Below are 12,835 nucleotides of genomic sequence, written 5' to 3' on the forward strand. Positions count from 1 at the left end.
AGCGGCTGGCGCGCTCCCGGGTAATCCATCCCTTTTTCCGATGCGGCGCAATCGCGCGGAGGCCGATCAGCCGAGAAGATGCAGGTCGCGCAGGCCGTCGAAGATCAGCTTCCCGCCCACCAGCAGCAGAAGCCAGTAGACGATGCCGTAGAAGCGCTCCGCGGGCACGCGCCGGACCAGCCAGACCCCGGCGAAGGTCGCCGCGACGGCGAAGGGCAGCAGCGCGGCCGAGGCCATCAGGTTCTGGCTGTTGAGCTGGCCGAGCGCGAGATAGGGGATGAGCTTCACCAGGTTCATTGCGGCGAAGAACACCGCGCCGGTGCCGACGAAGACGGCCGGCTTCAGCTTCTGCGGCATGACATAGATCTGGAAGGGCGGGCCGCCGGCGTGGGCAACCATGCTGGTGAAGCCGCAGAGGAAGCCCCAGAGGCTGCCGGCGCTCCAGTTCGCCTGCGTGGCGACAGCGGGCTTCCGGCCGTCGCTCAGCATGCGGCGCAGTGCGAAGCCGACCGAGATCAGCCCGACCGCCAGCACCACCGCCGCGTCCGAGACTTTTGCGGCCAGCAGATAGCCGACGAGGATGCCGAGCAGCGCACCGGGCGCCAGCGTCGCGAGGTTGCGGCGATCGAAATCGCGCCGGTAGGACCAGACCGAGACGACATCCTGCGCAATCAGCAGCGGCAGCATGATCGCGGCGGCGGTCACCGGCGAGACCACCAGCGCCATCAAGGGCAGGGAGAGCAGGCCGATGCCCGAGAAGCCGCCCTTGGCCAGGCCGGTCAGGATGACGGCCGGCACCATGGCGGCGAAGAAGAGAAGATCGAAGGGCATGGAGGGCTGCGCCGCTGAGCCGGGACGTGCAGAATGGGATGGGCGAAAGTCTTAAAACAGCGAGCTTGCGTTGACCGGGGGCAGTGCGCAGGATTCCGCGCAAAATCAGCCCCGCCATCGCCGGCTTGCCACGGGGCTTTAGGATGAAACCCGGCGCAGAGGAACGCTTGCGATGAATGGCCCCCATGCGGCGCCCGCCCGCCCGGCGCAAGGCTATGCCGAAACCTATGCGAGCTGGCAGGCCGATCCGGATGCCTATTGGCTCGACATGGCCAAGGCGATCGACTGGATCAAGCCGCCCGAGAAGGCTTTCGACGCCTCCGCCGGCATCTATGGCCGCTGGTTCCCGGATGCGACCTGCAACACCTGCTTCAACGCGCTGGACCGGCATGTGCGCGACGGGCGCGGCGATCAGGCCGCGCTGATCTATGACAGCCCGGTCACCGGCACGAAGGCGAGCTATACCTACGCTGAGATGCTGGACGAGGTCGCGACGCTCGGCGCCGTGCTCGAAGACCTCGGGGTCGCCAAGGGCGACCGCGTCATCATCTACATGCCGATGGTGCCGGAAGCGGCCTTCGCGATGCTGGCCTGCGCCCGGATCGGCGCGGTGCATTCGGTGGTGTTCGGCGGTTTCGCGGCGAAGGAGCTGGCGACGCGCATCGACGATGCCGAGCCCAAGGTGATCCTGACCGCGACCTGCGGTATCGAGCCGACGCGCGTCGTCGAATACAAGCCGCTGCTCGACGGCGCGATCGAGATGGCCAGGCACAAGCCGCAGGCCTGCGTCGTGCTGCAGCGACCCCAAGTCGATGCCTCGATGCATGCGACCCGCGACAAGAACTGGCGCACGCTGGTGGCTGCTGCGAAGGCGGCTGGGCGCAAGGCCGAGTGCGTCGAGGTCGCGGCGACCGACCCGCTCTATATCCTCTACACCTCCGGCACGACCGGCCGGCCCAAGGGCGTCGTGCGCGACAATGGCGGGCACATGGTCGTGCTCAAGGCTACGATGGACCAGCTCTTCGATGTCGGGCCGGGCGAGGTGATGTTCTGCGCGTCCGATGTCGGCTGGGTCGTCGGCCACGGCTATATCGTCTATGCGCCGCTGATCCAGGGCGCCACCAGCGTGCTCTATGAGGGCAAGCCGGTCGGCACGCCCGATCCCGGAGCCTTCTGGCGGGTCATCGCCGAGCATGGCGCCAAGGTGCTGTTCACGGCGCCGACCGCCTTCCGCGCCATCCGCAAGGAGGACCCGGAGGGCAAGCACCTCGCCGGCCACGACCTGTCGTGCTTCAAGGCGCTGTTCCTCGCCGGTGAGCGGGCCGATCCCGAGACGCTGAAATGGGCGGAAGCGCTGCTGCAAGTGCCGGTGATCGACCATTGGTGGCAGACCGAGAGCGGCTCGCCGATCGTCGGCGATCCGCTGGGCCTCGGCCTCCTGCCGGTGAAGCACGGCTCGTCGACCGTGCCGCTGCCCGGCTGGGACGTGCAATGCCTCGACGAGGGCGGGCGACAGGTCGAACCCGGCACGATGGGTGCGATCGTGCTGAAGCTGCCGTTGCCGCCCGGCGCGCTGACGACATTGTGGAACGACGATAAGCGCTTCAGGGAGGCCTATCTCACGACCTATCCGGGCTACTACAACACCTCGGATGCCGGCTTCATCGACGCGGACGGCTATGTCTTCATCATGGGCCGCACCGACGACATCATCAATGTCGCCGGTCACCGGCTTTCGACCGGCGGCATGGAGGAGGTGCTGGCAGCGCATCCGGCTGTGGCGGAATGCGCGGTCGTCGGCATTCGCGACGCGCTCAAGGGCGAGCAGCCCTGTGGCTTCGTCGTGCTGAAGGCCGGCGCGACCGTGACGCCCGAGCAGGTGGAGAAGGAACTCGTCGCGCTGGTGCGCGAGCGGATCGGGCCGGTGGCGGCGTTCAAGCTGGCGCTGACGGTCGCCCGGCTGCCGAAGACGCGCTCCGGCAAGATTCTCCGGGCGACGATGAAGAAGATCGCCGATGGCGAGGATTATGCGGTGCCGGCGACGATCGAGGATCTCACGGTGCTCGGCGAGATCGGCACGGCGCTGAAGGGCAGGGGGATCGGGTAGCGGCCGGTCGTCTCGGAGCTAGTAGGCGACCGTCGCGCCGTTCCAGCTCAGGAGGCGCTCGGGCACGTCGAGACGCATGAGGTCTTCGCCGACCAGCAAGGCACCGCCATAGCCCGCGGCACGGACTTCGCGGGCGAGCGCGGTGGTGTCCGCGTTCGGCGGGACCAGATGGGTCAGCGCCAATGCCTTGGCACCGGCGCGCGTCGCTAGCCCCGCCACGACAGCCGGCGTCATGTGATAGCTCTCGACCGCGGCGACGGTTTCAGGCGACCGAACGCCGGCGACGACGGGCATCTGGCTGGCAATGAACACCTCGCAGACCAGCAGGTCGCAGCCGGTGGCTTGCATCTCCAGCGAGGGCGTGAGGCGGGTGTCTCCTGAGAAGACGATCCGCGTGCCGCCATGCGACAGGGTCAGGCCGAAAGCAGGCTCGACCGGGCGGTGATCGACCAGGAAAGCCTCGATGGAGAGCTCGCCCAGGCCAGAGACCGGACCTTCGCGCAATTCCTCGAAGATAACCTCAAGCCCCGTTGCGTCGGGGCGCTTTTCGAAGGCGATGCGCAGGGTGCGCTCGCGTTCGAAGGCGGCATATTGGGCGCGGAGATTGGCGAGCGCGGGCGCAGGGGCGAGCACGCGCCAAGGCCGGGCGCGGCCCTGATGCCAGGAGGAGACCACGAGCTGATAGAAGTCGACCAGGTGGTCGGAGTGCTCGTGGGTGACGATCAGGGCGTCGATATCGGCGCCGCGCGTGCCGGCGGCGACCAGGCGCTGGCTGACCCCGGAGCCGCAATCGATCAGCAGCTTGCGGCCAACCGCCTCGACGAGATGCGAGGGGCCGGCGCGGCGCAGGCTGACAGGTGGTGCGCCGGTGCCGAGGAAGGTGAAGGCGAGACCGTCCATTCCCGACATGCGCAGCGTCCGTGGTTGAGAGCTCTTACTCGTCGTCCTCTTCGTCGGCCGGGCGCTTGAGCTGCTTCAGCTTGGCGAAGACGGAATCGACGTCGATCGCGGCTTCCTCCTCGCGCTTCGGCCGGCTCATGTCGGCGAAGGGCTGGCTCTCGCTGGGCTTCGGCTCCGGAGCAGTGGCCTCTTCCACGGTGAGCAGGGTCGAGCCGGCCTCGACCAGCGCGGCCGGACGGTCCTTGGCGGCGCGGCCGACTTCGAAATCGAGATCGATCTGCGAGCACAGGCCGAGGCTGACCGGGTCGATCGGGGTCAGCGTCTGGGCGTTCCAGTGGGTGCGGTCGCGGATCTGCGCGATGGTCGACTTGGTGGTGCCGATCAGGCGGATGACCTGCGCGTCCTTGAGCTCGGGATGGTTGCGCAGCAGCCAGAGGATCGCGTTCGGCCGGTCCTGGCGCTTGGAAACCGGGGTGTAGCGCGGGCCCTTGGTGCGCTTGATCTCCGGCACCTTCACCTTGCGCTCGGCGAGCTTGAGATGGTGGCTCGGGTTCTTGGCGGCGCGCTCAAGCTCCTCGCGGGTGAGCTGGCCGGAGGTGATCGGGTCGAGGCCCTTGATGCCGGCGGCAACTTCGCCGTCCGCGATGCCGCGCACCTCGAGCGGGTGCAGCTTGCAGAACTCGGCGATCTGCTCGAACGTCAGCGAGGTGTTCTCGACCAGCCAGACCGCGGTGGCCTTGGGCATCAGCGGGGTTTGTGACACGGTACGGTCTCCTCTTCGCCTTCGCGCCGCCGCTCGCAGGGGCTCTTAAGGCAGGGTCGCGGACAATAGCTCTCATGCGCCGACCGGCCTCCCCGGCCGGCCATCCAAATCATCGACGATGAGCAGGATGGCGCGCCTTATAGGCGAGGGCGGGGCAAGTGTCTATGAAAAGCGATGCTCACACCGTCAGCACGATCTTGCCGATATGGGTGCTGGATTCCATCAGGCGATGGGCCTCGGCCGCCTGCGCCAGCGGGAAGGTGGCGTGGATCAGCGGCTTGCAGCGCCCGGCCTCGAGCAGCGGCCAGACCTTGGCCTGCAATTCGGCGGCGATGGCGGCCTTCTCGACAACGGTGCGCGGCCGCAGCGTCGAGCCGGTATGGGACAGGCGCTTCAGCATCAAGCGGCTGAAATTGACCGTGGCCTTCGGCCCGTTGAGGAAGGCGATCTGGACGATGCGGCCCTGATCGGCGGCCAGTTCGTAGTTGCGGTCGATATAGTCGCCGCCGACCATGTCGAGGATCAGGTCGGTGCCGCGCCCGCCCGTCGCCGCCTTCGCCGCTGCGACGAAATCCTCCGTCCGGTAGTTGATGGCATGGTCGGCACCGAGTTCGCGGCAGGCGGTGCATTTGTCGTCGGAGCCGGCCGTCGCGATGACGGTCGCACCGAAGGCCTTGGCGAGTTGGATCGCCGTGGTCCCGATGCCGGACGAGCCGCCATGGACGAGGAAGCTCTCGCCGGCCTGCAAGCGACCGCGCTGGAAGACATTGGTCCAGACCGTGAAGAAGGTCTCGGGGATCGCCCCGGCCTGGGTGAGCGTCAGGCCCTTGGGGGCGGGCAGGGCGTTGCGCTCGTCGACCACGGCATATTCGGCATAACCGCCACCGGCGACGAGGGCGCAGACCGTCGAACCGATCGCGAAGCGGCCGGCGCCTTCGCCCTGCGCCACGACCGTGCCGGCGAATTCGAGGCCGGGGATGTCGGAGGCGCCGGGAGGCGGGTTGTAGCCGCCCTGGCGCTGCAGGACGTCCGGCCGATTGACGCCGGCGGCAGCGATGGCGACGAGGATCTGGCCCGGACCGGGCTTCGGGACCGGGCGCGTTTCCGGCCTGAGGACCTCGGGGCCGCCCGGAGCCGCCATGCCGATCGCCGTCATCGTTTCGGGAAGTGCCGTCATGGCGCAGTGTCCTCGTTTGGTGCGTCGCAGCGTGACTGCGTTGGAAACTTAGCTAGCGTGCCCCGCGCAGTTTGAGCAGATGCGAGGCCGCCATGTCGATATTCCCGGAGGATGACCGCCCCAAGCCGAAGAGCGTGCACGAAATCGGACAGGATCTGTCGACGCTGTCGCTTGGCGAGATCGACGAGCGGGTCGCCGCGCTCAAGGCCGAGATCGAGCGCCTGATCGAGACCCGGTCCCGCAAGGACGCCTCGCGCTCTGCTGCGGATGCGTTCTTCCGCAAGCCCGCCTGAAAAAGCGTCAAAAAGAAACGCCCGTTAACAGGGCGTTAATGATTCCAAAGTATGAATCGCATCATCCAGTTTGTCTGGATGTCGAGTGGCTCCTGCCCACTCTGTTTGACGCCTCCCTGTTGACCTTCGAGCCGCCCTTGGCGGCTCTTTTTTTGTCTGCGCGTTCCCCGGACCCGGCGAATCTGGGATGCTCCTGTGGAGCCGCCCGCCTTGTTGTCGCCACAGGGGTTTAGCCTCGTTAAGGTTAACGACACCTTACCGGCGCCGGCGACCGTGATCGGCGCTATCCTTGCGACATCGGTGTCCTGATCCGTGACGCGTTCCAGAGGCGCACGGGCTTGTGCCGATGGGAGACACCGCATGAACGACGCCCAGTTGCTCGACCCGCAGACGGAAGAGGGCGCGATTTCCTTTGCTCGGGGCTTCGTGCGCTCCGACGCCTTCATGCTGCTGTTTCGCGAGGGAATGGGACTGGTCGAGCAGACGGCGGGCTATCTCGACGGAGACGGGCGCAAGGATGCCGCCGCCCTGCCGCGCGAGGCCTCGCTGACCTACGCCACCGAGAGCATGCGCCTGACCACGCGATTGATGCAGGTCGCCTCCTGGCTCCTAGTGCAGCGGGCCGTGGCGGAAGGCGAGCTCACCGCGGAGCAGGCCCGGACCGAGCACAACAAGGTCAAGATCGGCGACCCGATGGCGCCGCCGTCGGAGTCTATCGTGGCGCAATTGCCGGAGCGGCTGCGCGAGCTGATGGCGCATTCGTTCAGGCTGCAGGAGCGTATCCGCCATCTGGAGGGCCAGATGTCGGGCCAGGCGCCTGTGCGCGCGGCCGTCAACCCGGTCCTGGACCAGCTCGCCAGCCTGCAGGCCCGGCTCGGGCTCGCCCACTGATCATTCGGGAGCGCGGCGCCGTCGAGGCGCTGCGCTTCGGATCATGCCAAAACGGAAAAACCCGGCCGCGAGGCCGGGTTTTCTTGTTCGAGATCAAGGACGGCGGCGCCGCAGCGCCGCAGCATCACTTCTTGCCGATCGCGCCCAGGCCGGCGAAGCGCGTGTTGAAGCGCGAGACGCGGCCGCCGCGGTCCAGCATATGCTGGGTGCCGCCGGTCCAGGCCGGGTGGGTCGTGGGGTCGATGTCAAGGTTGAGGGTGTCCCCTTCCTTGCCGTAGGTCGAGCGGGTGGCATATTCGGTGCCATCGGTCATGACGACCTTGATGGCGTGATAGTCGGGATGGATGCCAGCCTTGGCCATGACGAAATCCTCAGAAAGCTTACAAAAACGGGCGCATCGACAAGCAGGCGAGCCTGCCCGGCCCGTCGAAAGAATTCGGATGAGCCTGTCGTGAATTTGGGTGCACATATCGCAGCCGGCGCTCCAGCGCAAGCGCGACGCACTCCCGGGGAAGGGCCCTGCGGCGTTGCGTCGTTTGCCAAGCCCGCCATGATCGGCTTCACGGAGGCGAGATTGAGATTGGTCGAAAGAGCGCGCGCGACGCGTGCGCGAGATGCAGGAGGCCCGCTGCGTGGCCGAAGCTGAGAAGAACGACAGGAAGGCCCGGCCGGATTTCCGTTCGCTGGCGACCTTCTGGCCTTATGCCCGGGCGCAGAAGCGCCGGATCCTGCTCGCGCTCGTCGCGCTGGTCGTCGCCTCGCTGGCGACGCTGGCGCTACCGCTGGCGGTGCGCCGCGTCATCGATGTCGGCTTCACCGGGGGCGAGCAGCAGCTCGCCAACAGCTATTTCATCCTGCTGATCGGCGTGGTCGGCGTGCTGGCGCTGGCGAGCTCGGCACGCTTCTACCTGGTGATGACGGTGGGCGAGCGCATCGTTGCGTCGCTCCGCGCCGATGTCTTCCGCCATCTGACGCAGCTGGAACCGGCCTTCTTCGATTCGAGCCGGGCCGGCGACCTCGTCTCGCGGCTCACCGCCGACACCACGCAGATCAAGTCGACCTTCGCCTCGACAGCCTCGATCGCGCTGCGCAACGCCATCATGACGCTTGGCGCGCTGGCGATGATGGTGGCGACGAGCCCGCGGCTTTCCGCGATCGTCATCGGAGTCATTCCGCTGATCGTGATCCCGCTGGTCCTGTCCGGCCGCTCGGTCAGGCGCCGCTCGCGGGCGGCGCAGGACCGGCTCGCCGATGCCTCCGCCTTCGCGGCTGAAGCCGTCGGCGCCATCCGCACGATGCAGTCCTTCGGTGCCGCCGGGCAGAGTTCGGCGCGGTTCGAGGCGGCGTCGGACGGGGCCTATGCAGCCTCGCGGGAGGCGACGGCCTCGCGCGCGCTCCTCTCGGGCGTCGCGATCTTCCTGGTCAGCGCCAGCGTGGTCTGCGTGCTCTGGGTCGGGGCGACCGAGGTTTTCGATGGGCGGATGACTGGCGGGCGGCTGTCGCAGTTCATCCTCTATGCGGTGCTGGCCGCAAGCTCGCTCGGCCAGCTCTCCGAGGTCTATGGCGATATCAGTGCGGCTGCCGGTGCCTCCAGCCGGCTCGGCGAGATCCTGGCGCTGAAGCCGGCCATCGCCGCGCCGCCACATCCCAAGCCGATGCCGGCTCCCTCGCTCGGCGAGTTCGCCTTCGAGAACGTCTCCTTCAGCTATCCCGGCCGTGTCGGGCCGGCGCTGTCGGACCTGACCTTCTCGGTCCGGCCGGGCGAGCGGATCGCGCTGGTCGGGCCGTCCGGTGCCGGCAAGAGCACGGTGCTGCAACTGGCGCTGCGCTTCTACGATCCGCAGGACGGCCGCGTCGTCGTCGACGGCGTGGCGGGCCCCGAGGCCGATCCGGAGGCCTGGCGCGAGCGCTTCGCGCTGGTGCCGCAGGAGCCGACGGTGTTCGGCGTCTCGGTGCGCGACAACATCGCCTATGGCCGGCCGGGAGCCTCGCAGGAGGAGGTCGAGGCAGCGGCCAAGCTCGCGGCGGCGGACGAGTTCATCCGTGCCTTGCCTGAAGGTTACGAGACGGTCGTCGGCGAGCGCGGGGTGACGCTCTCGGGCGGGCAGCGGCAGCGCCTCGCCATCGCGCGGGCGATCCTGAAGGACGCGCCGATCCTGCTGCTCGACGAGGCGACCTCGGCGCTCGATTCCGAAAGCGAAAAGGCGGTGCAGGATGCGCTCGACCGCCTGATGCAGGGCCGCACCACGCTGGTGGTGGCGCATCGCCTCGCGACCATCCTTTCGGCCGACCGCATCCTCGTGATGGAAGATGGGCGCATCGTCGAGGAGGGCAGCCATGCCGAGCTCAAGGCGCGCGGTGGGCTCTATGCGCGGCTGGCGGCGCTGCAGTTCGGACTGGAGGCGGCCTGAGCTGGTGGGCTGCTAGGGCCCCACCAGTGCGCGCTGCTGCTCTTCGCTGGGTTGGCCGAAGAAGCGGATGTTGCCGGGCTGGACCAGCACGCCGAGCGCTTCCCTGCCGTCGGGCGAGAACAGCGCATAGAACTGGTTGTTGCCGCAGTCGTGCCGCTTGCAGGTGTCGACGCGCTCGAAGGCCTGGCCACTGACGGTGACGATCGTGCTGGGGCCGCCGGGGCCGGTGAGCTTGTCAACCTTGAGCCAGGATTCGCGCGGGCCGAGCTTGCCGAGCATGCGCGTCCAGGCGTCGCGATAGGTCGGCAGCTTCATCAGGTCGTGGAGATAGCGCCCTCCGTCCTTGGGCGCCTGGGCCGAAGCCGGAGCTGCCAGCAGCAGGGCGACAGCACTCGCGATTGCGAAAGGCAGGCGCCTGACGAACATGTTCAGCGCTCCGTGATCTTGAACTCGATGCGGCGGTTGCGGCGGTGGGCGTCGTCGGTATTGGCGACGTCGAGCGGCTGGTACTCGCCGAAGCCGGTCGCCGCGACGCGGTCGGTCGGCAGGCCGCGCGAGATCAGGTATTCGACGACGGCGATGGCGCGGGCCGAGGAGAGATACCAGTTCGAGGGGAACTGCGCGGACTTGATCGGCCGGTTGTCGGTATGGCCGTCGACGCGCAGGATCCAGGGCAGGTCGGGCGGCATCTCGTTGCCGAGATCGAGCAGGATGGTGGCGAGCTTGTCGAGCTCGACCTTGCCTTCGGGCTTCAGCACGGCCTGGCCGCCGTCGAAGAAAACCTCGGACTGGAAGACGAAACGGTCGCCGACGACGCGAATATCCGGCCGTGTGCCGAGCACCTGCCGCAGCCTTCCGAAGAAGTCCGAGCGGTAGCGCGCCAGCTCCTGCACGCGCTGGGCCAGCGCGACGTTCAGCCGCGAGCCGAGCTCGGAGATGCGGGCCTGCGAATCCTTGTCCTTGGCCTCGGAGGCGGAGAGGGCTTCCTCCAGCGCTGCGAGCTGGCGGCGCATGGCCTGGATCTGCTGGTTGACGAGATCGACCGTCGCCTGGGCCCGGGCGGAGAGCTGCTTCTCCGCATCCAGCGCCTTCTGCGATTCGGCGAGCTGGGCGCCGGCATTGCTGCCGGCTTGCGTGTCGATCAGGCCTTGCAGCCGGCTGCGCTCACCTTGCGTCTGGGCCAGCGTCGACTGCATCAGCTGGAGGCTTTCCTGCGCCTGCCGGTTGGAGGAGCGCTCGAGGGCGAGCAGGTCCGTCAGTTCGGAAATCTGCCTGTTGAGCCGCTCCAGCGCGGTGTCCTTGCCGGTCAATTCCTGCGACAGGAAGAACTGGCCGAGCACGAAGACCGTCAGCAGGAAGACGATGCCGATCAGCATCGTCGAAAGCGCGTCGACGAAGCCGGGCCAGAAATTGACGTCCTCGCGGCGATGGGCGCGGGAGAGGGCCATCCGTCAGGTTCCTGCTTTGGCGAGCAGCATCATGGCTCGGTCACCTGGTCGGCGGTGAGGCGGTCGATCAGGCGCTTCAGGTCCTTCTCGCGGGCGGCCTGCGCCTCGACCCAGTCACGGATCATCTGCTGCTCGGAGCGCATGTGCTGGACGAGGCCCTGGATGCCCTCGGCCAGATTGGAGAGCGCCTGCGTCGCGGCGCGGTTGTTGGAGGCGCCGTCGGCCATGGCGGCGCTGAGCTGCTCGAAACGGTCGGCGAGCGGATTGCCGGCCGCAAGCAAGGCGGCAGGCGCATCGGGCGTGCCGGTGCGGCTTCCGAGCCAGCTCTCGACCTCGTTGCGGAAGCGGCGCTGTGCCTGCCCGACCTGAAGATCCAGGAAGCCGAGGATCAGCGAGCCGGCGATGCCGAAGAGCGAGGAGGAGAAGGACAGGCCCATGCCCGCGAGCGGGGCGGAAAGCCCAGCCTTGAGCTCGTCGAAGAGCACGCCGGCCTCGGCGCCGGTGCGCAGTGACTTGATGACGGTTCCGACCGAGCCGACCGTGTCGAGCAGGCCCCAGAAGGTGCCGAGCAGGCCGAGGAAGACGAGCAGGCCGCTGAGATAGCGCAGGACCTCGCGCCCGTCGTCGAGCCTGACCGCGATCGATTCGAGCGCCGTGACGGCCTGGGCTGGGGCAAGGGTGCCATGCTCCAGCGCCGGCAGGACGGAGCCCAGCGGGGCGATGACCTGGCCGCGGCGGATATCGGCGGAGGCAGGCGCGACGGCGAGGTTGGTCGCGGCGCGCGCCTCGCTGTGGATGCGCCAGAGTTCGCGCAGTGCGATCAGGCAGCCGACGAGCAGGGCCCCGAGGATGAGCCCGTTCAGACCGGGATTGGTCATGAAGGCCTGGACCAGCCCGGCCTGCAGGATGAAGCCGAGGAAGCCGATCAGGACGAGGAACAGGACCGCGCGGACGACGTAGCGGAGCGGCCTGGAGAAGCGGACCTGCGTCCGCACGGTTGCGGCCGTTGCCGGCTCGGCCGCGAAATCCTCAATCGCCATGCGTCGTCTTCCGTTCGCCTCGGAGTGCGGGGAGGACTGTCGCCTCCCACGCCGCCGGGATCAAGCACGAAAGAGCAACAGTTTCGAGGCTGTTGGCCTTAGGCCGCCGCGGTCTTGAGCGCCTGGCTGAGCGCGCGCTCGCCGGCCTCGTTGCCGCAGATGATGTCCTTGGCGCTCGTCACCGGCTTGCCGTCGAGCGTGCCGAAGGTGCCGCCGGCCTCGCGGATCAGCACGGCGCCGGCCGCGAAATCCCAGGTGTTGAGGCCGCGCTCCCAATAGGCGTCCATGCGGCCGGCGGCGACATAGGCGATGTCGAGGGCGGCCGAGCCCATGCGGCGGACATTGGCGAAGCGCGGCATCACGGCGGCGAGTTCGCGCAGGAACTGACCGTGGCCGCCCTTGCCGATATGCGGGATGCCGGTGCCGATCAGCATGTCGGCCGGCTCGTTGCGGCCGGAAACGCGCAGGCGGCGGTTATTGACATAGGCGCCCTTGCCCTTCTCGGCCATGAACATCTCGTCCTTGGCGGCATCGTAGATCACGCCGGCGATGAACTGGTTGTCGCGCTCGAGCGCGACCGAGATGTTCCAGTGCGGGATGCCGCGCAGGAAGTTATGGGTGCCGTCGAGCGGGTCGATATGCCAGCGGTTGCTCTCGTCGGTGCCGTGGACGACGCCGCTCTCCTCCATGACGAAGCCGTAGCCCGGGCGGGCCTTCTCCAGCGCGGCGCGGAGAATCTCCTCGGCCTTGGTGTCGGCCTTGGAGACGAAGTCGCCCGGGCCCTTGGCCAGGACCTGCAGGTTCTCGACCTCGCCGAAATCGCGCTTGAGCGAGCGGGACGCCTTCATCACGGCGTCGGTCATCACGGTCATCAGGGGAGAGCGGATCATCGGAAACCTCTTGCGCGCCGCAACGACGCGATGAGCCAGCGGCGCAAGCCTTGCGCCCGGCAAGAATTTAGTGAGCCGTCACTT

The 12,835-nt window shown here is 68.0% G+C and carries 13 protein-coding genes; 4 read left to right on the top strand and 9 right to left on the bottom strand.

From position 1 onward, the window contains the following. Positions 1 to 66: 66 nt before the first annotated feature. Positions 67 to 831, bottom strand: a complete 765-nt coding sequence (locus tag BLQ70_RS11290; RefSeq protein ID WP_091857023.1) for a sulfite exporter TauE/SafE family protein — start codon at positions 829 to 831, stop codon at positions 67 to 69. Between the two features lie 172 nt (positions 832 to 1,003). Here BLQ70_RS11290 and BLQ70_RS11295 point away from each other — a divergent pair, with 172 nt between their 5' ends. Beyond that, positions 1,004 to 2,938, top strand: a complete 1,935-nt coding sequence (locus BLQ70_RS11295; protein ID WP_091857024.1) for a propionyl-CoA synthetase — start codon at positions 1,004 to 1,006, stop codon at positions 2,936 to 2,938. Positions 2,939 to 2,956: 18 nt separating this feature from the next. Here the strand turns inward: BLQ70_RS11295 and BLQ70_RS11300 are convergent, their stop codons facing one another. The 3 genes from BLQ70_RS11300 to BLQ70_RS11310 form a co-directional block, all read right to left on the bottom strand. Then, entirely contained in the window at positions 2,957 to 3,847 is an 891-nt protein-coding gene (locus BLQ70_RS11300) for an MBL fold metallo-hydrolase (RefSeq protein ID WP_210184272.1), read from the bottom strand. A gap of 25 nt (positions 3,848 to 3,872) precedes the next feature. Next, positions 3,873 to 4,601, bottom strand: a complete 729-nt coding sequence (locus BLQ70_RS11305; protein ID WP_091857026.1) for a DUF1013 domain-containing protein — start codon at positions 4,599 to 4,601, stop codon at positions 3,873 to 3,875. A 178-nt stretch (positions 4,602 to 4,779) separates the two neighbouring features. Further along, a complete protein-coding gene (locus tag BLQ70_RS11310) occupies positions 4,780 to 5,778 on the bottom strand; it encodes an NAD(P)H-quinone oxidoreductase (protein WP_091857027.1) in 999 nt (332 codons plus the stop codon). A gap of 92 nt (positions 5,779 to 5,870) precedes the next feature. On the opposite strand from BLQ70_RS11310, the gene BLQ70_RS11315 reads away from it, so the two are divergent. Continuing rightward, positions 5,871 to 6,071: a DUF1192 domain-containing protein gene (locus BLQ70_RS11315; protein WP_061969879.1), complete on the top strand. Its 201-nt coding sequence runs from the start codon at positions 5,871 to 5,873 to the stop codon at positions 6,069 to 6,071. A gap of 360 nt (positions 6,072 to 6,431) precedes the next feature. Then, positions 6,432 to 6,962: a protease adaptor protein RcdA gene (gene rcdA / locus BLQ70_RS11320; protein ID WP_091857028.1), complete on the top strand. Its 531-nt coding sequence runs from the start codon at positions 6,432 to 6,434 to the stop codon at positions 6,960 to 6,962. A gap of 124 nt (positions 6,963 to 7,086) precedes the next feature. Here the strand turns inward: rcdA and rpmE are convergent, their stop codons facing one another. After that, positions 7,087 to 7,323 (bottom strand): 50S ribosomal protein L31, encoded by a 237-nt coding sequence (gene rpmE / locus BLQ70_RS11325; protein WP_061969875.1) that lies wholly within the window; start codon positions 7,321 to 7,323, stop codon positions 7,087 to 7,089. Positions 7,324 to 7,576: 253 nt separating this feature from the next. Between rpmE and BLQ70_RS11330 the strand changes: the two genes are divergently transcribed. Further along, a complete protein-coding gene (locus BLQ70_RS11330) occupies positions 7,577 to 9,373 on the top strand; it encodes an ABC transporter transmembrane domain-containing protein (protein ID WP_091857029.1) in 1,797 nt (598 codons plus the stop codon). Positions 9,374 to 9,385: 12 nt separating this feature from the next. Here BLQ70_RS11330 and BLQ70_RS11335 read toward each other — a convergent pair whose 3' ends face one another. From BLQ70_RS11335 to BLQ70_RS11350, 4 genes are all read right to left on the bottom strand, one after another. Beyond that, entirely contained in the window at positions 9,386 to 9,799 is a 414-nt protein-coding gene (locus BLQ70_RS11335; RefSeq protein WP_091857030.1) for an Ivy family c-type lysozyme inhibitor, read from the bottom strand. Between the two features lie 2 nt (positions 9,800 to 9,801). Next, a complete protein-coding gene (locus BLQ70_RS11340) occupies positions 9,802 to 10,821 on the bottom strand; it encodes a peptidoglycan -binding protein (protein ID WP_091857031.1) in 1,020 nt (339 codons plus the stop codon). A gap of 29 nt (positions 10,822 to 10,850) precedes the next feature. Beyond that, positions 10,851 to 11,861, bottom strand: coding sequence for a flagellar motor protein MotA (locus tag BLQ70_RS11345; protein ID WP_244511985.1), 1,011 nt, complete (start codon positions 11,859 to 11,861; stop codon positions 10,851 to 10,853). Positions 11,862 to 11,959: 98 nt separating this feature from the next. Continuing rightward, positions 11,960 to 12,751, bottom strand: coding sequence for an inositol monophosphatase family protein (locus tag BLQ70_RS11350; protein ID WP_061969866.1), 792 nt, complete (start codon positions 12,749 to 12,751; stop codon positions 11,960 to 11,962). Positions 12,752 to 12,835 lie beyond the last annotated feature (84 nt).

This window comes from Allobosea robiniae (assembly GCF_900102525.1).
GTDB classification, from domain to species: Bacteria; Pseudomonadota; Alphaproteobacteria; order Rhizobiales; family Beijerinckiaceae; genus Allobosea; species Allobosea robiniae.

Bases quoted from the DNA above. Each gene is read 5' to 3' on its own strand.
- BLQ70_RS11290 (WP_091857023.1), bottom strand. From the start codon at position 831: ATGCCCTTCGATCTTCTCTTCTTCGCCGCCATGGTGCCGGCCGTCATC.
- BLQ70_RS11295 (WP_091857024.1), top strand. From the start codon at position 1,004: ATGAATGGCCCCCATGCGGCGCCCGCCCGCCCGGCGCAAGGCTATGCC.
- BLQ70_RS11300 (WP_210184272.1), bottom strand. From the start codon at position 3,847: ATGTCGGGAATGGACGGTCTCGCCTTCACCTTCCTCGGCACCGGCGCA.
- BLQ70_RS11310 (WP_091857027.1), bottom strand. From the start codon at position 5,778: ATGACGGCACTTCCCGAAACGATGACGGCGATCGGCATGGCGGCTCCG.
- BLQ70_RS11315 (WP_061969879.1), top strand. From the start codon at position 5,871: ATGTCGATATTCCCGGAGGATGACCGCCCCAAGCCGAAGAGCGTGCAC.
- rcdA (WP_091857028.1), top strand. From the start codon at position 6,432: ATGAACGACGCCCAGTTGCTCGACCCGCAGACGGAAGAGGGCGCGATT.
- rpmE (WP_061969875.1), bottom strand. From the start codon at position 7,323: ATGGCCAAGGCTGGCATCCATCCCGACTATCACGCCATCAAGGTCGTC.
- BLQ70_RS11330 (WP_091857029.1), top strand. From the start codon at position 7,577: ATGCAGGAGGCCCGCTGCGTGGCCGAAGCTGAGAAGAACGACAGGAAG.
- BLQ70_RS11335 (WP_091857030.1), bottom strand. From the start codon at position 9,799: ATGTTCGTCAGGCGCCTGCCTTTCGCAATCGCGAGTGCTGTCGCCCTG.
- BLQ70_RS11340 (WP_091857031.1), bottom strand. From the start codon at position 10,821: ATGGCCCTCTCCCGCGCCCATCGCCGCGAGGACGTCAATTTCTGGCCC.
- BLQ70_RS11345 (WP_244511985.1), bottom strand. From the start codon at position 11,861: ATGGCGATTGAGGATTTCGCGGCCGAGCCGGCAACGGCCGCAACCGTG.
- BLQ70_RS11350 (WP_061969866.1), bottom strand. From the start codon at position 12,751: ATGATCCGCTCTCCCCTGATGACCGTGATGACCGACGCCGTGATGAAG.